The organism is Kitasatospora sp. NPDC048296 (assembly GCF_043201815.1).
Lineage (GTDB): Bacteria > Actinomycetota > Actinomycetes > Streptomycetales > Streptomycetaceae > Kitasatospora.
In genome coordinates, this window is the sequence record NZ_JBICZB010000002.1 from 61,752 (window position 1) to 85,009 (window position 23,258).

At 73.5% G+C, this 23,258-nt stretch carries 23 protein-coding genes; 9 read left to right on the top strand and 14 right to left on the bottom strand.

The annotated features are described in order from the left end of the window. Positions 1-121: 121 nt before the first annotated feature. Positions 122-856, bottom strand: a complete 735-nt coding sequence (locus tag ACGF12_RS02015) for a carbon-nitrogen hydrolase family protein (RefSeq protein WP_393024097.1) — start codon at positions 854-856, stop codon at positions 122-124. A 342-nt stretch (positions 857-1,198) separates the two neighbouring features. Between ACGF12_RS02015 and ACGF12_RS02020 the strand changes: the two genes are divergently transcribed. Continuing rightward, complete coding sequence (locus ACGF12_RS02020) at positions 1,199-3,109, top strand: cholesterol oxidase substrate-binding domain-containing protein (protein WP_393024100.1); 1,911 nt, start codon at positions 1,199-1,201, stop codon at positions 3,107-3,109. 43 nt (positions 3,110-3,152) lie between these two features. Here ACGF12_RS02020 and ACGF12_RS02025 read toward each other — a convergent pair whose 3' ends face one another. Then, the gene (locus tag ACGF12_RS02025) at positions 3,153-3,743 is read right to left on the bottom strand and encodes a helix-turn-helix domain-containing protein (protein ID WP_393024103.1); all 591 of its coding nucleotides are present in this window, start codon (positions 3,741-3,743) and stop codon (positions 3,153-3,155) included. Positions 3,744-3,924: 181 nt separating this feature from the next. Between ACGF12_RS02025 and ACGF12_RS02030 the strand changes: the two genes are divergently transcribed. Further along, a complete protein-coding gene (locus ACGF12_RS02030; RefSeq protein WP_393024106.1) occupies positions 3,925-4,650 on the top strand; it encodes an AzlC family ABC transporter permease in 726 nt (241 codons plus the stop codon). Next, positions 4,650-4,958, top strand: coding sequence for an AzlD domain-containing protein (locus ACGF12_RS02035; RefSeq protein WP_393024614.1), 309 nt, complete (start codon positions 4,650-4,652; stop codon positions 4,956-4,958). The genes ACGF12_RS02030 and ACGF12_RS02035 overlap by 1 nt, the downstream gene beginning before the upstream one ends. 139 nt (positions 4,959-5,097) lie before the next feature. Here ACGF12_RS02035 and ACGF12_RS02040 read toward each other — a convergent pair whose 3' ends face one another. Continuing rightward, complete coding sequence (locus ACGF12_RS02040) at positions 5,098-5,409, bottom strand: hypothetical protein (protein WP_393024108.1); 312 nt, start codon at positions 5,407-5,409, stop codon at positions 5,098-5,100. A gap of 156 nt (positions 5,410-5,565) precedes the next feature. On the opposite strand from ACGF12_RS02040, the gene ACGF12_RS02045 reads away from it, so the two are divergent. The 6 genes from ACGF12_RS02045 to ACGF12_RS02070 all read left to right on the top strand — a co-directional run bounded on the left by ACGF12_RS02045 (position 5,566) and on the right by ACGF12_RS02070 (position 11,693). Further along, positions 5,566-6,753, top strand: coding sequence for an acyl-CoA dehydrogenase family protein (locus ACGF12_RS02045; protein ID WP_393024111.1), 1,188 nt, complete (start codon positions 5,566-5,568; stop codon positions 6,751-6,753). Positions 6,754-6,825: 72 nt separating this feature from the next. Continuing rightward, complete coding sequence (locus tag ACGF12_RS02050) at positions 6,826-7,209, top strand: ADP-ribosylation/crystallin J1 (protein ID WP_393024114.1); 384 nt, start codon at positions 6,826-6,828, stop codon at positions 7,207-7,209. Positions 7,210-7,268: 59 nt separating this feature from the next. Continuing rightward, positions 7,269-8,105, top strand: coding sequence for an ATP-grasp domain-containing protein (locus ACGF12_RS02055; protein ID WP_393024117.1), 837 nt, complete (start codon positions 7,269-7,271; stop codon positions 8,103-8,105). A 219-nt stretch (positions 8,106-8,324) separates the two neighbouring features. After that, a complete protein-coding gene (locus ACGF12_RS02060; protein WP_393024120.1) occupies positions 8,325-9,203 on the top strand; it encodes an alkaline phosphatase family protein in 879 nt (292 codons plus the stop codon). Between the two features lie 340 nt (positions 9,204-9,543). Next, positions 9,544-10,026, top strand: coding sequence for a hypothetical protein (locus ACGF12_RS02065; protein ID WP_393024123.1), 483 nt, complete (start codon positions 9,544-9,546; stop codon positions 10,024-10,026). A 482-nt stretch (positions 10,027-10,508) separates the two neighbouring features. After that, positions 10,509-11,693, top strand: coding sequence for a multidrug effflux MFS transporter (locus tag ACGF12_RS02070; RefSeq protein ID WP_393024125.1), 1,185 nt, complete (start codon positions 10,509-10,511; stop codon positions 11,691-11,693). Positions 11,694-11,779: 86 nt separating this feature from the next. Here the strand turns inward: ACGF12_RS02070 and ACGF12_RS02075 are convergent, their stop codons facing one another. From ACGF12_RS02075 to ACGF12_RS02125, 11 genes are all read right to left on the bottom strand, one after another. Continuing rightward, entirely contained in the window at positions 11,780-13,522 is a 1,743-nt protein-coding gene (locus tag ACGF12_RS02075) for a glycosyl hydrolase family 18 protein (protein ID WP_393024128.1), read from the bottom strand. A 466-nt stretch (positions 13,523-13,988) separates the two neighbouring features. After that, a complete protein-coding gene (locus ACGF12_RS02080) occupies positions 13,989-14,144 on the bottom strand; it encodes a hypothetical protein (RefSeq protein ID WP_393024131.1) in 156 nt (51 codons plus the stop codon). Positions 14,145-14,312: 168 nt separating this feature from the next. Further along, positions 14,313-14,897 carry a hypothetical protein gene (locus ACGF12_RS02085; RefSeq protein ID WP_393024134.1) on the bottom strand — a complete coding sequence of 195 codons (585 nt, stop codon included), beginning with the start codon at positions 14,895-14,897 and terminating at the stop codon, positions 14,313-14,315. 179 nt (positions 14,898-15,076) lie between these two features. Next, the gene (locus ACGF12_RS02090; protein ID WP_393024137.1) at positions 15,077-16,036 is read right to left on the bottom strand and encodes an ABC transporter substrate-binding protein; all 960 of its coding nucleotides are present in this window, start codon (positions 16,034-16,036) and stop codon (positions 15,077-15,079) included. 41 nt (positions 16,037-16,077) lie between these two features. Next, the gene (locus tag ACGF12_RS02095; RefSeq protein WP_393024139.1) at positions 16,078-16,755 is read right to left on the bottom strand and encodes an ABC transporter permease; all 678 of its coding nucleotides are present in this window, start codon (positions 16,753-16,755) and stop codon (positions 16,078-16,080) included. After that, positions 16,752-17,420 (bottom strand): ABC transporter permease, encoded by a 669-nt coding sequence (locus tag ACGF12_RS02100; RefSeq protein WP_393024141.1) that lies wholly within the window; start codon positions 17,418-17,420, stop codon positions 16,752-16,754. Before ACGF12_RS02100 ends, ACGF12_RS02095 begins: the two co-directional genes overlap by 4 nt. Then, on the bottom strand, positions 17,410-18,585 hold the full coding sequence (locus tag ACGF12_RS02105; protein WP_393024143.1) for an ABC transporter ATP-binding protein: 1,176 nt from the start codon (positions 18,583-18,585) through the stop codon (positions 17,410-17,412). The genes ACGF12_RS02100 and ACGF12_RS02105 overlap by 11 nt, the downstream gene beginning before the upstream one ends. A 271-nt stretch (positions 18,586-18,856) precedes the next feature. Then, positions 18,857-19,243: a rhodanese-like domain-containing protein gene (locus ACGF12_RS02110; RefSeq protein ID WP_387614206.1), complete on the bottom strand. Its 387-nt coding sequence runs from the start codon at positions 19,241-19,243 to the stop codon at positions 18,857-18,859. Continuing rightward, positions 19,237-19,761, bottom strand: coding sequence for a cysteine dioxygenase (locus tag ACGF12_RS02115; RefSeq protein WP_393024146.1), 525 nt, complete (start codon positions 19,759-19,761; stop codon positions 19,237-19,239). Before ACGF12_RS02115 ends, ACGF12_RS02110 begins: the two co-directional genes overlap by 7 nt. A gap of 230 nt (positions 19,762-19,991) precedes the next feature. Next, on the bottom strand, positions 19,992-20,069 hold the full coding sequence (locus ACGF12_RS02120) for a putative leader peptide (protein ID WP_107086570.1): 78 nt from the start codon (positions 20,067-20,069) through the stop codon (positions 19,992-19,994). A gap of 64 nt (positions 20,070-20,133) precedes the next feature. Further along, positions 20,134-23,226 (bottom strand): hypothetical protein, encoded by a 3,093-nt coding sequence (locus tag ACGF12_RS02125; RefSeq protein ID WP_393024149.1) that lies wholly within the window; start codon positions 23,224-23,226, stop codon positions 20,134-20,136. Between the last annotated feature and the right edge of the window lie 32 nt (positions 23,227-23,258).

Below are 23,258 nucleotides of genomic sequence, written 5' to 3' on the forward strand. Positions count from 1 at the left end.
GGTACCGATCGGCCGATCCACTGATTCACCGACTGATTCACCGATCACGACAGCCGCGCGCGGGCCCCGGGTATTTCCACCCGGGGCCGAATGATCCACCGGTGATCCGCCGGCGGCGCCGCTACAGCCGGGTCAGCTCGGCCCGGGCCAGTTCGCCAGGCTCGGTGCCGGCCTGGGCGACCAGCGACCCGTCCGCCGCCCAGACGCCGGAACCGCCCGAGCTGTCCGGGAACACGCCCGTCGGCCCCGCGCTGGTGGACAGCACGACCTGGATCCCGTGCGTGGTGGAGCGGGCCCGGCAGTGGGCGTCCCGCCGCTCGGCCTGCGCGGCGCCCGGGCCGTACAGGGCGGAGGCGACGTAGACGTCGATGCCGAGCGTGGCCGTTTCCTCGGCGTGCGTCGGGTCGGCGGCGTCGGCGCAGATCGCGAGGCCGAGCCGCAGGCCGTCCAACTCCAGTACGACGGGCTTCTCGCCCGGGGCGAAGCGGTCGGGCTCTCCCTCGCCGTGCAGGCGCATCTTCCGGTAGACGACGGTGGCGCCCTCGCCGGTGACCGCCAGGGTGGCGATGGCCTCGCGTCCGCCCGCCTCCGCGACCGGCGCGCCGACCAGGGCGAGGGCGCCGGTGGCGGCGCAGGCCTCGACCAGCGGGGCGAGCCGGGGGTCCGCCGGGTCGACGGCGGGGGCGGCCAGGTCGTAGCCGGTGAGCGACAGCTCGGGGAAGACCACCAGGCGGGTCCCGGCCGCCCGGACGGCCTCGGCGTGCCGCTCGACGTTGACGGACACGGTGTCCGGGCGGCCGGGCTCGGCGCAGACGGGCTGGGCGACGGTGACGGTCAGCGACGCGGACGAGGGCAAGGCGAGGCTCCGGGCGGGTGGGGGTCGGTGGTCAAGATCAACCTATGCGTTCCCGGAAGAGCCCGGCAAGGACCGGGTCTGGGTGCCGGGCTCGGCGGCCGACCGGTGGTGGCTCCGTGCGGAGGCCGCCCTCGCGGCGCCGGGCTGACGAGCGTTGTACGGGAGGTCCGCAGCCGTTCGGGCCGTGATCACTCGAAGGAGTGAGATCCCGGCCGGATCGCTTCAAACGGCCGTACGGCACTTCGTACGCTCCTGACCGGGCCGGGCGGACACCGGCCCGCCCCGGAACGCCGCAGCACGGCCCGGGGGGACACCAGCGCAGGCGCAGGGGGGCGGACCAGGATGACCGCAGGACACGGTGTGAACGGCGGAGCGGGCGGGGCGGGGAACGAGTCGGGGAGCAGCCGGGGGAGCGGTCTGAGCAGGCGGCGGTTGCTCGGCGCCTCGGCTGCACTCGGCGGCGCGGCCTGGCTGCTGCGCGGCACCGTCGGCCCGGACAGTGCCGAGGCCGCCACGCCCGTACCGCCCGGCCTGCCCGCCGGCACCGAACTCTTCCAGCGGGTCTTCCAGAACTGGTCCGGCGAGATCCGCACCGACCAGCTGTGGACCTGCACGCCGCGCACCCCCGAGGAGGTCCCGGCGCTCGCCGACTGGGCGTACGCCAACGGCTGGCGACTGCGTGCCACCGGCTACCGGCACACCTGGGCGCCGCTCACCGTCGCCAACGGGACCCCGGACAGCGCCCGCGTCCTGCTCCTGGACACCAGCCGCCACCTCACCGCCCTCACCGTCGACTCGCCCACCACCGTCCGGGCGCAGACCGGCGCGAGCATGGAGGCGCTCCTCGCCCACCTGGCCGACCGCGGCCTCGGCCTGACGGCCTGCCCGGCCCCGGGCGACCTCACCGTCGGCGGCGTGCTCGCCATCGGCGGCCACGGCACGGCCGCCCCCGCGGCCGGTGAACAGCGGCTGGACGGGCACGGCTACGGCTCGGTCAGCAACCAGGTGGTCCGGCTCACCGCCGTCGTCCTCGACCCGGCCACCGGTCGCTACACGCTGCGCACCTTCGACCGCGCCGAGGCCGACAGCGCCGCCTTCCTGGTGCACCTGGGCCGGGCCTTCCTCACCGAGGTGGTGCTGCGGGCCGGGGCGGACCGGCCGCTGCGCTGCGTCAGCCGACTCGACATCCCGGCCACCGAGTTGTTCGCCCGCCCCGGCAGCGGCAGTGGCGGCGGACTGCTCGGAGGGCTGCTCGGCGGGCTGCTGGGCGGCGGCGGCCCGCGCACGCTCGCCGACTTCGTGGAGCGCGACGGCCGGGTCGAGGCGATCTGGTTCGCCTACACCGAGTACCCGTGGCTCAAGACCTGGACCGTCACCCCGACCAAGCCGCTCGCCTCGAAGGCCGTCGACCAGCCCTACAACTACCCCTTCTCGGACAGCGTTCCGGAACCGGTCGCCCAGCTGGCCGGGCAAATCATCAGTGGAGCCTGGGGATCGGCCCCGCTGTTCGGCCAACTCCAGTACCTCATCGCCAAGGTGGCGCTCACCGGTGACCTCACCGACGTCCTGCTCTCCGGCGGACTGCTGCGCGACCTGCTCACCGGCGACCTGATCACCCACCTGCTTGCCGGCGGCCTGCGCTCCGACCTCTGGGGCCCCTCGCGCACCCTGCTGCAGTACGTCCGGCCCACCACGCTGCGGGTCACCGCCAACGGTTACGCGGTCCTGGTCAAGCGCGCCGACCTGCAGTGGGTGGTCAGCGAATTCGCCGCCTACTACCGGCAGTTGCTCGGCGAGTACCAGGCCAGGGGCGAGTTCCCGGTGAACGGTGCGGTGGAGATCCGGGTCACCGGCCTGGAGGACCCCACGTACTCCGGCGTCCCCGGCGCCCGGCCCCCGCTGCTGTCCGCGCTGCGGCCGCGGGCCGACCGGCCGGAGTGGGACACCGCGGTCTGGCTCGACGTGCTCGCCTTCCCCGGCACCCCCGGCCTGGAACGCTTCGCCCGGGACCTGGAGCAGTGGCTGCTGCGCACCTTCGATGGCACCCGGGCGGGCCTGCGGGTCGAGTGGTCCAAGGGCTGGGCCTACACCGCCGACGCGGCCTGGTCCGACCCGGACGTGCTCGGCCGGGCCATCCCCGACAGCCTGCGTGCCGGGGGCGGGCCGGGCTGGGACGAGGCGGTCGCCGTGCTGGACCGGTACGACCCGCACCGGGTGTTCGGAAACCCCTTCCTGGACGGGCTGTTGAAGTAGGCCGGCCCCGGGGCGTCCGGGGGAGGAGGAGGGCGGTGATTCGTCAGATGTGCTCCATCACGATCACCGCGAGGGTGTCCGGTACGAGGGCGCGGAACAGGTGCGGGGCGTCGCCCGGGTAGCTGATGTAGTCTCCCGGGCCCAGCTCGACCGGTGCCTCGCTCGGGCCGACCAGGGCCCGGCCCGAGCCGATCATCACGTGCTCGACGGTGCCGGGCATGTGCGGGTCGGAGGCCCTGGTCTCGCCGGGCTGGGCCTCGATCCGATAGATGTCGCGCCGGGCGTTCGGCGGGCAGGAGGAGAGCACGGTGGCCGCGTAGTTGGCCTGCTCGGAGTGGGTCACCGGGCCCTCCCCGGCCCGGAGCACCTTGACCGTCGGGCGCGGTGGGTCGACCAGCCGGCTGAAGGGCACGTTCAGCGCGACCCCGAGCGCCCAGAGCGTCTCCACGCTGGGGTTGCCCGCGCCCGACTCCAGCTGCGAGAGCGTCGACTTGGCGATGCCCGCGCGCCGGGCCAGCTCGGTCATCGACAGTCCGCTGCGCTCGCGCTCGCGCCGGATGGAGGCGGCGATCTGGCCGATCAGCTCCGTGCCGGAGCCGTTGGCGCCCGTGGGTTGGGCGGTCTGGTCACTCATGTTCGCCACTCACGCTTTCTCCCGGCTCCCTCGTCGGTGTCGGTCGGTCGTCGGTGTCGGTCGGTCTTCGGTGGTTGGTGCCGCTCATGCTGCCACGGCCGTCCGCGGCGGCGTTCGTTCGTTATGTCGGTCTCTTCGTTCGCCTTGACGAACTGCGGGCGGCGGGTTCACTCTGGTGGACATGCGTTCGCTTCTCCGAACACTGGAACAAGCCACTCTCCGTGACATCGCCCTGGTCTGCCTCGCCGACGCCCTGGTCGGCGTCTCCTTCGGCGCGATCAGCGTGTCCGGCGGTCTGCCCCTCTGGGTGCCGGTCGCTCTCTCCGTCCTCGTCTTCGCGGGCGGCTCGCAGTTCGCGGCCGTCGGCGTGGTGCTGTCCGGCGGCGGCGCGCTGGCGGCCGTCGCCACCGGGCTGGTACTCAACGCCCGGCTGCTGCCGTTCGGGTTCGCCGTCGCCGACGTGCTCCAAGGCCCTTGGTGGCGAAGGCTGTTCGGGGCGCAGCTGCTCACCGACGAGAGCGCCGCCTTCGTGCTGCGGCAGCGCGACCCGCGGCGGCGCCGGGCGGTGTTCTGGATCTGCGGGGTCTCGCTGTTCGTGGTGTGGAACGCCGCGGTGCTGCTCGGCGGGTTCGCGGGCGGGCTGATCGGCGACACGGACGTGCTGGGCCTGGACGCGGCCTTCCCGGCGGTGCTGCTCGCGCTGGTTCTGCCCTCGCTCGCGGACCGCGGGACTCGCACGGCGGCGGTGGCGGGCGCGGTCGTGGCCGTCGCGGCCACGCCGTTCGTGCCGGCCGGGGTGCCCGTGCTGCTCGCCCTGGTCGGGCTGCTGTTCGCAGGTCGGCCGGGAGTGAAGGAGCCGGCGGGGCCGGAGGTCGCCGTTGTGGCCGTGAAGGAGGACGTCCGATGATGCCGCTCCACGCCATCCTGCTGCTGGCGGTCGGGACGTACGCCTACCGGGTGGCCGGGCCTCTGTTGGGGCACCGGCTCGCGCTCTCGGATCGGCTGCGGCACCTGCTGGCCGTCGCGGCGGCGGTGCTGCTGGTCGCGCTGGTGGCGACCGGCGCGCTGACCCAGGGGCACGGCTTCGCGGGGTGGGCGCGCCCGGCGGGGGTGCTGGTCGCCGGGGTGCTCGCCTGGCGCCGGGCGCCTTTCCCGGTGGTGGTCGTCGCGAGCGCGGCGACCACGGCGCTGCTGCGGGTGTGCGGGGTGGCGTGACGGCGCGGGGCAGCCGCCTGGCGGCGAACAGCTGACAACTTTCAGCGAACAGATGACAGATTTCGAAATCTGTCATCTGTTCGCTGTCGTCCGTTCGCCGCCGCCTGTCCGCCGCCGCCGGGTGCCCCGCCCGCGCCGGTCACTCCTCCGTCAACCGCTCCGCCTGCACCTCCGGGCGCTTGCTGTCCCACAGCATTTCCCACACCTTGAACACACAGTGGTAGTCGCGCATGCTCCCCTGCGAGATCAGCAGATAGGTGTCCCCGTCCCGGAGGAGCGTCTTCCGCCGGCTGCTCATCGGGTGATCCGGGGTGTACGTCGGCACGATCCGGCGCAGCTCCGCGACGGCCTCCTCGCGGGTGCCCTCGACCTCGCCGAGCACTTTGTTGCCCCAGGTCCGGTCCCTGCCGATGCCGACCGTCTCCTCGACCACCAGCGCCCAACGCGCCATGTTCCGCCTCCCCGTGTCCCCGTGTCGCTTTCCTCACGCCTTCGCGTCCGGCCGACGTCCGGCCGCGTGCGCGATACTCCCGGTACCCGGCACCCGGCCGACCACCGAACATCCCGCATATTCCGCCATATTCCGCCGAGAGCACAAGGAACTTCAATGACGAAGCCGCCCCGGATCGACCCGTCCGACCTGCTCGCCGTCGGCGACCTCCTCTCCGACGAGGAGCGGCTGATCCGCGACACCGTCCGCAAGTTCACCGAGGAGCGGATCCGCCCGCACATCGGCGACTGGTTCGACCGCGGCGTCTTCCCGGCCCGTGAACTCGCCCCCGAACTCGGCGCCCTCGGCGTGCTCGGCATGCACCTCGACGGCTACGGCTGCGCGGGCGCCGACGCCGTGGCCTACGGGGTCGCCTGCATGGAGCTGGAGGCGGCCGACTCCGGACTGCGCAGCTTCGTGTCCGTCCAGGGCTCCCTGGCGATGCGTTCGATCCACGCCTTCGGCTCCGAGGAGCAGAAGCAGCGCTGGCTGCCCGGCATGGCGGCCGGCGAGCTGATCGGCTGCTTCGGCCTCACCGAGCCCGACTTCGGTTCGGACCCGGCCAACATGCGCACCCGGGCGGTCCAGAAGGGCGGTAAGGGCGGCGACTGGGTGCTGTCCGGCAGCAAGATGTGGATCACCAATGGCAGCATCGCCGACGTCGCCGTGGTCTGGGCGCAGACCGAGCAGGGCGTGCGCGGTTTCCTGGTCGAGCGCGGCACCCGCGGCCTGACCGCCGCCGACGTGCACGGCAAGCTCTCGCTGCGCGCCTCGGTCACCAGCGAGCTCGCATTCGACGAGGTGGTGCTGCCCGCCGACGCGGTGCTGCCCGGGGTCACCGGCCTGCGCGGACCGCTCTCCTCCCTCAACGAGGCCCGCTACGGCATCCTCTGGGGCACCGTCGGCGCCGCCCGCGACTGCTACACCGCGGCCCTCGACTACGCCAAGAGCCGGATCCAGTTCGACCGCCCGATCGCCGGCTTCCAGCTCACCCAGCAGAAGCTGGTCGAGATGATGCTGGAGGTCGAGAAGGCCTACCTGGTGGCGCTGCGGATCGGCCGGCTCAAGGAGGAGGGCGCGGCCCGCCCGCCGCACATCAGCTTCGGCAAGCTCAACAACGTCCGCACCGCGCTGGAGATCGCCCGCAGCGCCCGGACCGTCCTCGGCGCCAACGGCATCACCACCGAGTACCCGGTGCTGCGGCACGCCAACAACCTGGAGTCGGTGCTCACCTACGAGGGCACCAGCGAGATCCACACCCTGGTCCTCGGTGAGGCCATCACGGGCGAGTCCGCCTACCGCTGACGTCCCGTCCGCCCCGCCGACCAGCGGAAATCCGGTAGCCGGGCCCGTCGCGGCCCGGCTACCGTTCCCGCCATGAACGGCCAGACCACCGGGACGACCCGGACGCCCCCGACCACCACCCTCTGGCGCCCCACCGGGCCCGAGGAACTGGCGCTGGTCGAGGCCGCCGACTGGCGCGCCTGGCCGCCCAGGCTGCCCGAGCAGCCGATCTTCTACCCCGTCCTCAATGAGGACTACGCGATCCGGATCGCCCGCGACTGGAACGTGCCCGCCTCCGGCGTCGGCTACGTGACCCGCTTCAAGGTCGAGACCGCCTTCCTGGACCGCTATCCCGTGCAGCAGGCCGGCGGCCGGACCATCCTTGAACTCTGGGTGCCTGCCGAGGACCTGGCGGAGTTCAACCGGCACATCGTCGGCCGGATCGAGGTCGTCCACGAGTTCCGGCCACAGCCGTGACACCGCGTACGGATACGGCGCGTACGGGTACGGCGCGTACGGATGTCTCGCGTTCGGGTGTGCCGCGTACGGCCACGGCGCCTTCCGGCACGGCCGGTACGGATGCGGTGGGGCGGGTCCTGCTCACCTCCGCTCAGCGGACCAGCACCACCACCCTGCTCGCCGAGGCCGCCGCCCGGCGCGGCCTGACCACCGCCGTCCTGGACGGCCCGGGCGCGGTCGGGCGGCTCGCCGGGCGGCCCGTCCACTGGTACGGCGGCCCGCTCGCCGCCGCCCGGATCGCCGCGCCGCTCGGCCTCGCCCTGCTCGAACCCGAGGACGACTGGCTCGCCCGCCTCCCCGAGGAGTTCACCCGCCGCCGGATCGAACTCACCACCCTCGCCGAGGCCTGGACGCTGCGCAACCCCGCCTTCGTCAAGCCGCCCGCCGACAAGTCGATCCCGCCCGCCGTCTACCCGGACGGCTCCCGGCTGCCTCGTGCCGGTGAGCGGATCGGCCCCGACACCCCCGTCCTGGTCAGCGAACCGGTGACCTTCGCCGCCGAGTACCGGCTGTTCGTCCGCGACGGCGAGGTGCTCACCGGTAGCCGCTACGCCCGCTTCGGCCGCCTCGACCCGGCGCCGCTGACCGACGGGGCCGCCGCCTTCGCCCGCCGCCTGCTCGACGTCGTCGGCGACACCCTGCCCAGCGCCGTCGCCCTGGACGTCGGCCCGGTCGCCGACCCGTACGACCCGGCCGAGCACTGGGCCGTGGTCGAGGCCAACCTGCCCTGGTTCGCACACTGCTACGCCGCCGACCCGGAGCGGGTGCTCGACGTGGTGCTGCGCGCCGCCGGACCGGCCGCCGAACTCGCCGAGGCCGATCGCCGCTTCGTCCGCCCGCCGACCGACGGCTGAGCGAAAGCCGGCCCGACCGACGGCCGACCGAAAGCCGGCCTGACCGACGGCTGACCGAAAGCTGACGCGACAGGCGACCGGCGACCTTCCGACACCTCGCGGACACCCTCCGTTCGACAGGACGACGCCGATCGGTACGGCGGGCGGTGAAGCATGGCGCGGTCGGCGGCGCCCTCGGCGGGCGCGGCCGCGTGCGCACCACCGAAAGGAAGCCCCGCCATGTCCCCAGCCCAGTGGCCCCGCCCCCGCGTGCTCGTCGTCGGGATCGACGGAGTCCGCCACGACTACCTGGCCGAGGTGGCGATGCCGCGCCTCCAGGAGGTCGCCGAGGCCGGGTTCCTGGTGCCGGTCACCGTCGCGGACACCACGCCCACCATGTCCGGGCCGTGCTGGGCCACCATCGTGACCGGCGTCGAGCCCGCCAAGCACGGTGTCTGGGGCAACCACCTGGGCGGCAACCGGCTCGACGTCTTCCCCGACTTCGCCACCCGCCTCAACCGCGGCGACCGCCGCCGCACCTTCGTCGCGGCCGGCTGGGACCCGCTGATGATCAACGAGTCCGGCGGCCCGCTCTTTCGCGCCCCCGGCCGGCTCTCCTACATTGCCCCGGCCGAGGACACCCCCGAGGCCTGGGAGACCGTCGACGAGGAGATCACCCGGGAGGCCGTCCACGTCCTCTCCACCGCCGACCCCGAGGCCTCCTTCGTCTACCTCGGAGCCGTGGACGAGACCGCCCACTTCCTCGGCTGCGGCGAGGAGTACCGCGCCTCGATGCGCACCGCCGACGAGCGCCTCGGCCGTCTGCTCGACGCCGTCCGCGGCCGGGCGAGCTACGCCGAGGAGCAGTGGACCGTCATCGTCGTCACCGACCACGGGCACGTCGACGCCGGTGGCCACGGCGGCCGCACCGTCGAGGAGCGGACCGCCTGGGTCGCCTGCGCCGGCCACGACATCCCGGCCGGCCCGCCCACCGGCGAGATCCGCCACCCCGACGTCGCCGCCCAGGTGTACGCCTCCCTGCTGCGTCCCATCGACCCGCACTGGACCCTCGACGGGCGCCCCTTCCCGGTCGCCCGGCCGGTGTCCGCGACGATCTGACCTGCCGTCGCACCGTCCTGCGGGCCGTTCGGGGCGGTCCGTTCCCCCCGGGTGCAGCAGGCCGGACTGCGACGGGCCGGCGATTGAGTCACGCTCGATCGCGGGCCCGAACGGCCCGTACCTCGGGGACCGGCCGCCGGACATACGCCTGAAGGTGGAGACGGTACCCCGTGGGTTGGGTGCAAGATCGCGACCTCGTGGTGACGATCCGAAGGGGCGGTCCGGGCCAGGATGGATACACCCGGACGGCGGACCGCTCCGCCGGACGGTCCGGACGGGCCGAGCGCGGTCACTCCGGCAACCGACACATCGGCACCGGACACGGAGAGGGAAGTCGGGTATGAAGGGCATCGTGAGCAAGGTCGCGCTGGGAGTCGCGGGCACCGGCATGGCCGTTGCCGTGGCCGCCGTGGCAATCGGCCCGCGGGTGTCCGAGTGGTGGGACGGGCGCCATCAGGAGCAGGCCTCGTACGAGAGCGGGTCCCAGGCCAAGGCCGACCGCCGTTCGATGCCCGCCTGGCTGCCCGACAACGCCTCCTCGGTGAAGTACGTGATGTCCACCTCGGGCGACGACCGCCTGCTGCGCGCCACCCTCCCCGAGGGCCGGCTGCCCGCCGGCTGCACCGCCGGGCTGCTGGGCAAGGGCCCGCACCCGGTGCCGCTCTCGCTCAAGGCGGGCTGGTTCCCGGAGAGCATCGCGACCAAGGCGAGCGGTACCTGCGGGTACTACAATGTGACGCTCACCGGCAACCAGCTCTACGCGTGGCAGGACGGCGCGACGCTGCAGGCGGCCCTTCGAGCCGAGCACGTCGCCAAGCACTGAGGGTGCTGACCGGGCGCTGATCCCGGATCAGCCGTCCTGACCAGGGAGTGGAACGGCCCGCCGGGCACCGGAAGGTGCGGGCGGGCCGTCGTCGTGCGCGTGTCGAGCGTCGTGCGCGCGCCGCGATCGACCGGTGGGCGGATCCGCCCGGGCGCACCCCTGCTGTCGTTCCCCCGCCGGGCTGCGAAAGGACGGATCGCAAACGAACCCACGTCACCGCGTCCGTTAGGAGAGCCATGCCCGGCCCGACCGTCGGCCCCGCCGACGACATGTCGACCGCTTCCGCACCGACCGCACCGGCATCAACCGCACCGGCATCGACCGCTTCCGCACCGACCGCACCGGCATCAACCGCACCGGCATCGACCGCTTCCGCATCGACCGCACCGGCATCAACCGCACCGGCATCAACCGCTCCCGCATCGACCGCGTCGGCATCCGGCACCTCGCCCGTCGTCGGCCGGGCCGGTGCCGGCCGGGCGATGATCGCGGTCCTCGGCGGACTCACCGCGCTCGGCCCGCTCACCACCGACCTCTACCTCCCCGGTCTGCCGGCGATCGCCGAGGACCTGGCGGCCGGACCGGCGGCCGTTCAGCTCACCCTCACCTTCTCGATGTTCGGGGTCGCGGCCGGTCAGCTGCTCTTCGGACCGCTCAGCGACCGCTTCGGGCGCCGACCGCCGCTGCTGGCGGGGCTGGTCGTCTACACCGTGTCGAGCGTGGTGTGCGTGCTCGCGCCCAACCTGTCGGTGCTGATCGCCGCCCGCTTCGTCCAGGGTGCGGCCGGGTCGGCGGGGCTGGTCATCGGGCGCGCCGTCGCCCGGGACCGCTTCCAGGGCGTGGCGATGCTGCGCTTCCTCGCCTCGATCGCGCTGATATCCGGGCTGGCGCCGATCCTCGCCCCGATCATCGGCGCACAGCTGTTGCGGTTCACTTCGTGGCGCGGCACCTTCGGCGCGCTGACGGCGCTCGGACTGCTGCTCACTCTGGCCGCTTTCGGCGCGCTGCGCGAGACGCTGCCGCCACAGGCCCGGAACGGCGGCGGGGCGGGCGCTGCGCTGCGCACCATGGGGCGGCTGCTGCGCCGACTGCCCTTCCTGGGGCTGGCGTTGACCAGCTCGCTGTCTTTCGGTGCGCTGTTCGGCTACATCAGTGGGTCGTCGACGGTGCTGCAGCACGTGTACCAGGTCTCGCCGCAGACCTACAGCCTGCTGTTCGGGCTCAACTCGCTGTCGATCGTGGTGATGACCCAGCTGAACGGGCGGGTGCTGGCCCCGCGCTTCACGGCACGGTCGCTGATGCTGGGCGGGCTCGCCACGGCGGTCGCGGCGGGGATGGCGCTGGTGCTGCTGACAACGGTCTGGGACTTCGGGCTGGCCGGGTTCTGCCCGCCGCTGTTCGTGCTGATGGGCAGCCTCGGGGTGGTCCTGCCGAACACGGCGGCCCAGGCGTTGAGCCTGGTCGAGCCGCAGGTCGCGGGGACGGCCTCGGCGCTGCTGGGCACCGGCAACTTCCTGTGCGGCGCGCTGGTCGCACCGCTGAGCAGCCTCGGCGGACGGCCGTCGGCGGTGCTGCTGGCGGTGGTGGTGCTGGGGTGCGGGGTGCTGGCACTGGTGGCGTACGTGACGATGTGCCGGCCGGGGCGGCTGCGGGCCGCGGCGGGGTGACGGCTTTCGGCGAACAGATGACGGCTGACAGATTTCAACATCTGTCAGCCGTCATCTGTTGCACGTCAGCCGTCAGCCCACAGCCACTAGGAGATCGAGAAGTCGTCCCCGTAGACATCGCCCTGCCCGTACCAGCCGTGCAGGTACACCGTCACGGCGCCGGAGGCGCCGGTGGTGAAGGGGACGGACAGCTTGGTCCAGCCCGAGGAGTTGGCCCAGGTGCTCCCGGTGGCACCGCCGCTGACGCCGATGTAGGCGTAGTTGCCCTGCACCCAGCCGCTCAGGGTGTAGCTGGTGTTGGGCTTCAGCGTCACGGTCTGGGTGCATTCGCCGGTCTGGCTCGCGCCGGGCGCGGCCTGCAGCGCGTAGGAGCCGGAGTGGACCGGGGTGGAGACCACGGCGCCGCCGCTCTGGCAGGTCCACGGGGCCAGGCTCCCGGTCTCCAGGTCGCCGTTGGTCAGGCCGGTCGACGGGGTCGTCCCGGTGACGGTCAGCGAGTAGGTCGCGGTGTGGGTACCGGAGGGCGCGGTGGCGGTCACGGTCAGCGGGTAACTCCCGGGCGCCACCGCCGAGGTGGTGGCGATGTTGAGCGTGGCGCTGCCGCCGGCCGTGACGCTGCCGGGCGTGACGGTGGCGGTGACGCCCGCCGGGGCGCCGCTGACCGAGAGGTTGACGCTCTGCGCCGAACCGGCGGTCACCGCCGTCGCGATGCTCGCCGAGGAGGACGAACCAGCCGCCACCGTACCGGAGTTCGGGTTCACCGCGACGGAGAAGTCGTTGGTCGCCGTCGAGCCGTTGGTGAACGGCGCGAAGATGTGGCTGAAGTCCCAGGTGTTCTGGGCGATGCCGGAGCAGGAGTCGTCCCCGCCCTTGCCGACGCAGCCGCCGTTGTCGCGCTGGAGCGCCCAGAAGGACAGGGTGTTGATGCCCTTCGACACCGCCCAGTTGTACACCGTGGTGGCGTTCGCCACGGTGAAGGTCTCGGCCGCTCCGTAGTCGTCGATGCCGACCATCTCGGTGATCCCGATCGAACCCCACAGCTGCGCCGGGGTCTTGGACGGGTAGAGCTTGGCCAGCTGGTTGTACAGGCCCTGTGCGGAGGTCTGGGTGTCGGCGGCCATGTCGTGGGTGGCGCCGTCGTAGTAGTCGAAGGTCATCATGTTGACGACGTCGATCCGCGCGTTGTTGCTGACCGCGTTGCGCAGCACCGCCAGGCCGTTGTCGGCCAGCCCGCTGGTGGTGGTCGGCAGGGTGTAGGAGAACTGGGCGTTGCGCCCGTTGGCGGCGGCCCAGTCCTGCACGGTCTTGATCGCCTTGTTGCGGCGGTCGATCCCGGCCGTGTTGGTCAGCGAGTTGTCCTCGATGTCGAGGTCGATCCGGCTGATGTCGTAGGTGGTGATGAGGTTCTCGTAGGCGGCCGCGATCTGGTTGACGTCGGTGCAGCTGTCGGCCAGTTCGGTGCCGGTGTTGTCGGCGGTGTAGCCGCCGAAGGAGGGGATCACGTCCCCGCCGTTGGCCCGGACGGTGGCGATGTCGGCGCCGAAGGTCGAGGAGGAGACCGGCTTGGAGGTGTCGCCGTTCCAGTACGGGGTGCAGGAGCCCTTGGTGGCGGCCTGCAGGAAGGCCATGGTCAGGTACTTGGCGCCGGACTGCGCGGCCAGTGTGGCGGGGCTCTGGCCCGTCCAGGACTCGAAGTAGGGGGCGAACACCCGACTGGGCAGCGGGGTCGCGGCCTGGGCGGTGCCCGTCCCGGCGGCGACCAGGCCGGCTGAGGCGGCCAGGGTGGCACAGGCTGTCAGCGCGGCCTGGACGGTTCTGCGAAGACGCATGGATTCTCCAACGGACGTGGTGGGGCAGGACGTTGGGGCGGTGGGAGCGGGCCGGGGCGTCGGCGGCCGTGTGGGGGGCGGCCGCGCGGACCCTGGTTCGGGGGGTTCGGTGCGGACACAAGGGCGTGCGGAACCCGCCGACTCGCGTGGAGGCGGGCGACGGTGCGAACGTGCGCACGCCGTACGGAGCGGGGGGTGGAGCGGAGCAGGGCAGGGCAGGGCAGGGCAGGGCAGGGCAGGGCAGGGCAGGGCAGGGCAGGGCAGGGCAGGGCAGGGCAGGGCAGGGCAGGGCAGGGCGGTGCCTCAGCCGCCGGTGGTCACACCCCCACAGTGCATCCCGGTCGGATCGACATGCTTATGTTTGGACTAGACCACTGGCCTGTCAAGAGTCCTGACTGTTCGTCAGCATACGGCCCCGGCCGCCGAACGGAACGGATTGGCGGCCGGGGTGGCGGGGGAGGAACCGTCAGGTGGTGCGGCGCAGGTCGCCCGGTTTCTGCTCCACCGGTCGCAGGGCGGTGGTCTCCCGGTGGCAGTGCGGCGGCGTCAGCTTCTCGACGGCCTCGGTCAACCACGCGTCGTCGCCCAGGAGTTCCGTGCGCCGCTCGCAGGCGACGTGCATGAGCGGGAAGCGGAGCGGCAGAACGTGGCGGGCGGGGTGCCAGGCGTGATGGTGGGTGAACCGCGCTGCCCGGCCCGCGAACGCCGATGGCCGCGCACCCGGCGGGCGGGGCGCGGCCACGGCTGCCCGGAGCTCAGGACGCCGGGCGGTTCGGGGGCGCGGATCGCGCTAGCGCGGCGACGGGCAGAGCGTGGTGCGCAGCGCGTCGTTGATCTTCGCGGCGGTGTCGGGGCCGAAGCCCTGCGGGTGGTCGGGCGAGGTGAAGTGCTGATCGGCCAGCTCGATCAGCTTTGCCTTGTCCTTGGGGAACTGGTACATCGACTGGCACTGCTTGCGGGCCTGTTCCACCACCTGGTCGGGCTTGCCGCCGACGATCGCCGGGTCGATGGCGTTCAGCGCGGCGACCACCTTGCCGGTCAGGTCGGAGTCCGGCTTGGCGGGCAACCCGGCATCGGCGGGCGGTGCGGGCTTGGCCGGGGCCGACCCGTCCGCGCCGGGCGAGGAGCCCGCGGGTGCGCCGGTGGCGCCGTCGGCGGTAGCAGACGCGGAGGGCGCGGAGGGCGTGGAGGGCGTGGAGGTGGCGGGCGTTGCGGCGGCCGAGCCGGTCGAGGCGTCGGACGGGTTGGCGGCGGCGGTGGTGGGGGAACCGGCCGCAGTGGTGGCCTTGCCCGAGCTCGATCCCGAGCTGGAGCAGGCAGCGAGGCTCACCGCGGCGAGTGCCGTGAGGGTGGCGGCGAGGAGACGAGTGCGCATGGCGCCACACTGTCATGTTCGCGGCGCCGAAGGGAAGGTCCCGCCTGACGGTGAACGGCGGGCTGTGAACGGCGGGCGGCGGACAACGGGCGGTGGACGGCGGCCCGGAAGCCGATGCCTCCGCGCCGCCGTCCACCGCACCAGCCGTTCGCCCTACGACTCGGTCGTCGTACAGGTCGTCAGCCGAGGCCGTTGGCCTTCAGCCAGTCCTTGGCCACCGCCGACGGGTCCTCCTTGTCGATCGCGACGCGCTTCATCAGCCCCGTCAGCCCGGCGGTGTCGAGCTTGGCCGACACCGCGTTGAGCGCCGCCGTCGCGGTGGCGTCCACGCCCGCCTTGTTGACCAGCGGGGTGATGTTCTGCGCGCCGAAGACGTTCTTCGGGTCGGTCAGCGGAACGAGCTTGTACTGGACGATCTTCGGGTCGGTGGTGAACACGTTGCCGACCTGGATGCTGCCGTCCTTGAGCGCGTTCGCGGTGGTGTCGGCGGTGGGCTTCCACTCCTTGAAGGTGAGCCCGTAGACGTCCTTGAACTGCTGCTCGCGGCGGGACTTGAACTCCGGCTGGCCGCCGATGGTGAACTCGCCGGCCTTGGCGGTGAGGTCGGAGATGCTCTTGAGGCCGTACTTGTCGGCGGTCTCCTGGGTGACGCTGAGCGAGTCCTTGTCCTCGGCGGGCGAGGAGTCGAGGATCGCCAGCGAGGCGGGCAGCGTCTTGGTCAGCGCCGCGTTCACGTCCTGGGTGGTGACGGCGGTGGCCTTGGCGTCCAGGTAGGCGAGCAGCGCGCCGTTGTACTCGGGCAGGACGGTCAGGTTGCCGCTCTGCAGCTGCCCGTAGAGCACCTCGCGGCTGCCGATGTTGAACTTCTCCTCGACCTTGACGCCCTTGGCCTTGAGCGCCTGCGAGTAGATCGAGCCGAGCAGGACGTTCTCCGGGAAGTTCGCCGAGCCGACGACGACCGTCGACCCGGAGCCGCCGCCGGCCGCCGCGGCGCCCCCGGAGGCGGTGGTGCCCGCCGCGGCGGTCGAACCCCCGTCGAGCGGGTTGCTGCTGGAGGAGCCGCAGGCGGTCGCGCCCAGGGCGAGCGCGGCGAGGGTGCCGAGGAGGACGGCACGCCTGCTTCTCTTCAATGTCGACATGGTGACAGTTGTCCTTCCGGAGCGGATGGGAGAGGAGGGCTTCAGTGGGCCCGGCGCTGGGCGCGCATCCCGGGCGGGAGCGCGAACCGGGCGAGCAGGGCGAAGAACAGCTGGGCGCCGACCGCGAGCAGTACCACCAGCAGCGCGCCGCCCACGGTCACCGCGTACTGGCGGGTGGCCAGGCCGTCGATGACGTAGCGGCCGAGGCCGCCCAGCCCGACGTAGGCGGCCACCGTGGCGGTCGCGATCACCTGGACGGTCGCGGTGCGCAAGCCCGCCAGCAGGGTCGGCGCGGCCGACGGCAGGCAGACCTGGAAGAGCACCTGGGGGTGGGTCAGCCCGATGCCGCGCGCGGCGTCCCGGACGTCCGGGTCGGTGCCCCGCACCCCCTCGACGGCCGCCACCAGCAGCGGCGGCGCGGCGAGCGCGACCAGCGGGATCAGCACGGCGGTGTCGCCGACCCCGCCGAGCAGCACCGCGAGCGTCACCAGGCCGAGGGTGGGCAGGGCGCGGGCGGCGCCGGCCAGCGCGGTGACCGCGGTGACGCCGCGCCCGGTGTAGCCGATCAGCAGCCCGAGCGGCACGGCCAGGACGGTCGCGAACAGCAGGGCCTCGCCGGAGAGCTGCAGGTGCTCGGCGACCCGGTGCACGATCGAGTCCGGGCCGCTGCGGCGGTCCGGGGCGGAGAAGAAGTCGTTCAGCCAGTTGAGCCAGTTCACGAGCCTGCTCCCTTCTCCCGGACGGCCCACGGCGCGAGCAGCCGCCGGGCGGCCACCAGCAGCAGGTCGACGACCAGCGCGAGCGCGGCGATCAGCACGATGCCGGCCACGATCGGGGTCGGGAAGGTGCGCTGGAAGCCGTCGATGAACAGGTAGCCGAGCCCGCCGCGCCCGACCAGCGCGCCGACACTGGCCAGCGAGATGCTGGACACCGCGGCGACCCGCAGCCCGGCGATCAGGTACGGCACGGCAGCGGGCAGTTCGACCGAGGCCAGCCGGTGCCAGGGTCCGTACCCCATCGCGGTGGCCGCCTGCCGGACCGACTCCGGGACGGCGCGCAGCCCGTCCACGGTGGTCGGCAGGAGGACGGCGAGGGCGTAGAAGGCGAGCGGGATCATCACGGTCGCCTGGGTGGCGAGCCCGGTGTAGGGGATCAGCACCACGAACACGGCCAGCGAGGGCAGCGCGTAGACGATGTTGAACACGGCCGCCAGCGGCTGATACAGCCGGGGGAACCGGGCGCAGGCCAGGCCGAGCGGGACGGCCAGTAGCAGGCCGATGAGCACCGGGAGCAGCGCGATCAGGGCGTGGTCGGCGAGCAGGTGGCCGAGGTAGCCGAGGTGGTCGCCGATCCAGTACCAGCGGACGATCGGTTCATCGTCCACCGTCGGCTCCGTCCGTCCGGTCGGTGCTGAGGGTCTTGCCGCTGTCCGGGGTCCTGCCGGTGTCCGGGGCCTTGCCGGTGTCGGTGGTCTCGCCGGTGCCGACGGGCTTCTTGAGGGCGTCGGTGGTTCGGCCGGCGGGCGCGAGTGCGGCGAGGATCGCCTCGCGGCTCGCGGTGCCTGCGGCCCGGCCCCCGGCGTCCAGCGCGACCGCGACCCCGGCGGGGGAGAGCACGGCGGCGTCCAGGGCGGTGCGCAGGGTGTCGGTGTCCGGGCGGTATCCGGCCACCGGCTGGAGCTCGGCGGTGACGGCGGTGCGGTCGATCCAGCCGATCGGGCGGCGCTCGTCGTCCAGGGCCAACTCCCAGCCCCCGTACCGGACTCCCTCGCCCACCGGGCGCAGCGGGACGGCGGTGGCGGGGCGCAGCCCGAGGCCGCGCAGGCCCCGGTCGCGGCCGAGGAAGGCGGCCACGCCGTCGTCGGCGGGCGTGGTCAGCAAGGTGTGCGGGTCGGCCAGCTGGGCGATCCGGCCGTGCTCGCGCAGCACCACGACCTGGTCGCCGAGTCGGACGGCCTCCTCGATGTCGTGGGTGACGAACAGCACCGTCTTGTGCAGTTCGGACTGCAGCCGCAGCAACTCGTCCTGGAGCCCGGCGCGCACCACCGGGTCGACCGCGCTGAACGGCTCGTCCATCAGCAGCACCGGCGGGTCGGCGGCCAGCGCGCGGGCCACGCCGACCCGCTGCTGCTGGCCGCCGGACAGCTGGAACGGGTAGCGCCTGGCGGTCTCCGGGGCGAGTCCGACCAGTTCCAGCAGTTCGGCGGCGCGGGCGCGGGCCCTCTTGCGGTCCCAGCCGAGGAGGTAGGGGACGGTGGCGATGTTGTCGATCACCTTGCGGTGCGGGAAGAGCCCGGCCTGCTGGATCACGTACCCGATGCCGCGGCGCAGCTTGGCGGGTTCCAGCTGGGCGACGTCGGTGTCGTCCAGCAGTACCCGGCCGGAGGTGGGCTCGACCATCCGGTTGACCATGCGCAGCAGCGTGGTCTTGCCGCAGCCGGACGGTCCGACCAGGACGGTTATCCGACCGGTCGGGACCTCCAGGTCCAGGCCCTCGACGGCGATCGTGCCGTCGGGGTGGCGCTTGCCGGCGCCCTCGAATCTGATCACGGGGTGTTTCCTCGTCAGGGCGCCCCGGGGAGGCGGCGCCTGTCTCGTTCGGTCGTTCGGTCGTTCGGTCGGGTCGTTCGTGTGACGGCGGGTCCAACCGCCCGGGCGTTCTTCCGCCCGCGTGGCTGCCCAGCTTTGGACCGGCGGAAACTCCGATCAGATTATGACCTGCATCATCTCCTGTCCGTGATTTACCGTCCGGCACGCGCCGTGGAGCCCGGCTCAGGCCCGGCTTGAGTCCTTCGTCCCCGCTCCTGTCGGGGCCTCGACGTCAGCCGCCCGGACGGGTCGGCAGCCCGGCAGCGGCCCAGCCGACGAAGCCGCCGTCCAGGTCGGTCGCCCGGTGCAGGCCCAACTCGCGCAGCGAGGCGGCGGCCAGGCTGGAGGCGTAGCCCTCGGAGCAGACCACGATCAGCTCGACGTCGTAACCCGAGGCCTCGGGGATGCGGTGACTGCCGGTCGGGTCGAGCCGCCACTCCAGGACGTTGCGCTCGATGATCAGTGAGCCGGGAATCTCACCCTCGGCCGCCCGCTGCGCCGCCGGACGGATGTCCACCAGCAGCGCGCCCGCCAGTTGGGCCAGGTGCGCCTCCTGGGCGCGGGGGCGGTGGACGCCCTCTCGGGCCCGTGCCACCAGGTCGTCGATCGTGGTCACCACTGCTCTGGTCCTTCCTCCGAGGTACGGACGAGCCCGCCGGCCCGCAGGTCGTAGTGCGCCATCGAGCTGAGCGGGGGCGAGTAGGCATGCAGGGTGACGGCCGGGCCGGAGGCGGTGTTGCGGACATCGTGCACGTACTCGGGGCCGAAGGCGCGGGCGGTGCCGGCCGGGACCCGGCGGATCAGCAGGCCCTGCTCCGGGCCGCCGAGGGACAGCTCCTCCAACTCGCCGAGCGCGACGGTGAACGCGCCGCGCGAGCCGCCGTGGTCGTGAAAGCCGGTGGACTGACCGGGCAGCCAGCTGATCAGCCACACCTCATGGTCGTCCTCGGCCACCAGGCGCTGGTACCAGCGCTCCTCGGTGGAGAGGCGGACCAGGTGGATCCACTGCTCGGGCTGCTCGGCCAGCTCGCGGACGATGCTCCGCAGGGAGTTCGGGGTCAGCGGAGCGCGGGCGCGCTCGTCGGCGGGTGTCTGGGGGGTTTGCGTCGGAGTCTCGGAGGCGAGGTCCAGGCTCATGGGGGCGTCCTCGGGTGCGGCGGGAACGTCGGCGGGGTGCGGCCGGGTCCGGCGGCTGCGGTGGTGCCCGGCGGGCGCGAGTCGGCGGAGCGACCCGGCACGACCGGGCACGGCACGCACGGTGCCGCCGGGCGAGGCGGGAGTACGACAGGAGTCAGAACTGCGGGCACGGGTGCACGGCGCGGGCCCTGGCAGAGGTCACAGGGCGGGACCGGCGGGGAGGAGCAAGGTCAACAGGCACAGATGGAACTCGCCTGGCGTCGCAGATCGACGTGCAGGCGGCAGACCAGAGTGGCGCCGGAGTCCATGCACCGGATCTTTTCCGAGCCGGTCGGACGAAGTCAAGCCGGGGCGCCCGTCTGTTGCGCCCTGTTAACTCTCGGCAGGACGGCGCGGAGCCAGGGGAGCCGCGGCCGACGGCGCCGCAGCCGAGTGCTCGGACGATGCCGAGGACGCGCCGCCCGACGCCGAGGACACGCTGCCCGATGCCGAGGGCGCGCCGCCCGACGCCGAGGACACGCTGCCCGACGCCGAGGACACGCTGCCCGGCGACTGTGCGGGGACAGGCGCCGCGGAGTCGTCCGCGGCGGCCGACAGGGCCTGCTCGATCACCGGCCCCGCCTGCTCGCCCAGGTAGCGCCCGAGCGTCTGGTAGGCGTCGAACTGCTGGTGGTTGAACCACTGGTCGCTGGTGCCGTCGTTGGGGAAGGCCTGGTTGGCCACCGCGTAGGAGTGCAGCTCGTACGGCATGCCAGCGGTCAGCACGGCCTGGAGGACGATCAGCGTGCCGTGCCGGTCGGACTCTGGGAGGCCGTCGGTGCGGGGGTAGCGAATGTCGCCGGTGATCACCCCGCGGGCGGAGAGCCGGTCGGAGAGCTGGGCCGCCAGCCCGCGCAGGGGCGCTCCGCCGCCGTCCCGCTCGGCGGTGGCGCTGCCCGGGATCAGCAGCTCGGGCCGGTGCAGGGTGATCACGATGCCCAGCTCCTCGCGGGCCAGCGTGATCGCGGCGGCCAGGTTGGCCGCGTAGCCCGAATCCCCGCTGGCGTCGATGCACACCGCCGTCCGCACCCGGTGCCGCAGCAGCTCGACCAGTCCGAGGTTCTCGTAGTGGCCGCCGTCGGTGGTGAGCAGGAAGCGGTCGTCCGCCGGGAACCGGCCCGTCAGCTCCCGCAGCTGGTAGGGGAGTCGGCGGACGGCGGGCTGCGCGGCGCGGCGCCAGTCCGGGGTGCCGGACCAGGCCGGCCCGAGCACCGCAGGGTTGGGCAGCCACGTTCCGAGCCGGGCGTTGGTCACCGCGAACAGCCCCTGGTAGACGCGGGATTGGCGTCCCATGGCGGAGGAGAAGGCGGCCCCGGAGACGGCCATCGCCGACTGCACGGTGAGGTCCCGGGCGATGTGTCGCCGGGTGCGCCGCTCCAGCAGGTCGGTGCGGGCGTACCCGACGTCCGGACCGCCCACGTAGTCGTGGGAGAGCGAGAAGGAGACCGCCCGACGGCCCGGCGGCGTGCGGGAGTTGCCGGAGAGGTTGGCCGCCGCCGAGAAGATCACCTGGGGGAAGTCGGGGTGCCGGGCCGCGTAGTGGCTCAGCCAGGTCTGCTCCCGGTAGAAGTCGTACCCGCGGGCGAACGACCGGCCGCCGTCGGTGACCCGGCGGACCGCGAACGCGGAGGCCAGCCGCAGCCGGTAGAACGGGTGCAGGCTCATCCAGGTCTGGTCGAGGTTGAGCCCGACCGCAGCGAGCACCAGCGGCAGCAGCACCTGCACGGCCGTCGGCCAGGCGTACCCGGTGGCGACCGCCCAGCCGAGGGCCAGCAGCGCGCAGGCCGTCAGTGCGGTGAGGGCCGCCCAGACCACGATGTACTGCGGCAGGTTGGCGGTCAGGCCGCCGCCGAGCCGGCCGGCGCCGCGTAGCGCCCCGGCGAACGCGGCCGCGCCGCTGCGGATCGTCCGGCGGTCGCGCCAGAGTATGCCGAGCAACAGGGCGAGGTAGCTGAGCACCACGGTCAGGCTGAGCCCGGCACCGGTCAGCCGCGGACCGGCGGCCAGGGCCTGTTGGAGGCGGACGGCGCCCCAGGCCAGCCCGGGGACCGCCAGCACCCCGACGGCCAGCAGGGCGGCCAGCGCGAGCGCGGCGGAGTAGAGCCGGTGCAGGGTGCGCGGCAGCAGTGCGTGCCAGCCGAGTGGCGGGAAGGCCAGCAGCCACAGCAGCCAGCACCCGGCCGCCGCGGCCAGCAGTGCGGCGAGGCCGGCCAGCGCGGGCGTCCGGAAGGCCAACTCGCCCGGCACGGCGCCCGCGTGGCGCAGACCGACGGCCGCCAGGGCGTGCAGATCGGTGAGCGGGACGGCGCGGTAGAAGCGGCTGAGTCCGAGGCCGAGCACCAGAACGGCGGCCAGCAGCAGGGTGAGCGCCGACAGCACGCCGCGCAGCAGCGTCCCGAGGGCGACCAGCCACTCGCCGGCGCCGTCGGCGATGAACTTGCCGTGCCGACGGAGGTGGTCCTCCTCCGGGGAGCCGGGCTCCAGCACGGTGTCGGCCGTCAGGCCCGAGACGGCGTGCACCGGGCTGCCGGGGGCGGAGTCGCTGAGCGCGAGCTGCAGCGCGCCCACGGTGTACCCGCCGCCCGAGACCGAGACCAGGTACCGGGCCCGTTTGAGCCATGGGCGCAGCGCCTGGAGCGCCCCGAGCGTGACGCAGGCCGAGCGGATGCCGCCGCCCGAGGCGCAGAACCCCAGCTCGGCGGGCTCGCGGCCGGGCGGCACCCGTGCGGCGTCGCGCCAGTGGGTGTGGGCCTCGGACGGCCCCTCGGCTGACTGCCCGCCGTCCCCGTCGTACCGGGCGCGCCCGTCGTGTCGGGCGGCTGTCGGCCAGGGTGGGATCAGCGCCGGGCGATCCGTCTCGTCCGTCCCGACTGCGGGCTTCGACGCGGAGGACAGCAGTCCGCGCACCGCCCGCGTGGCCGTCACCAGCAGCACGCCCGCCGCGGCCATCCCGGCCGGCAGGAGCAGCAGCCACGCGACGGTGGCGAGCGCGGCCGCCACCGCGAAGGGGGTGTCGGAGCCGTGGTGGTCGAGCGCGACGCGCAGCAGCAGGCTGCCGGTGAGGTCGCAGCCGGCCGCGAGCAGACCGGCCCCGCCGACCGCCAGCGCCAGGGCGCGCCCACGCCGCGGGCCGAACACGTACCGGCCGAGCAGCGCAGCGGCCACCAACGTCAACCCGTACCCGGCGACCGGCCAGAGCTCGGCGCGCAGGGCGGCCGTGTAGTCCCCGGTGCGCCCGCCGATCAGCGCCTCGGCGGCGGTGCGGGAACCGGCCAGCCGCAGGGCGACCTCCCGCGCCTGCGGCGCCTGGCGGTGGTGCAGCAGCCAGCCGAGGACGAGCGGCAGCACCGCACCGAGGGCGAGCAGCAGGCCGGCCCAGGCGGGCAGGGCGGGCGCCCGCCCCGTCGCCACCGGGCCGCCGCCCACGGCCGTAGCCGGAGTACCCGAAGTACCCGCCG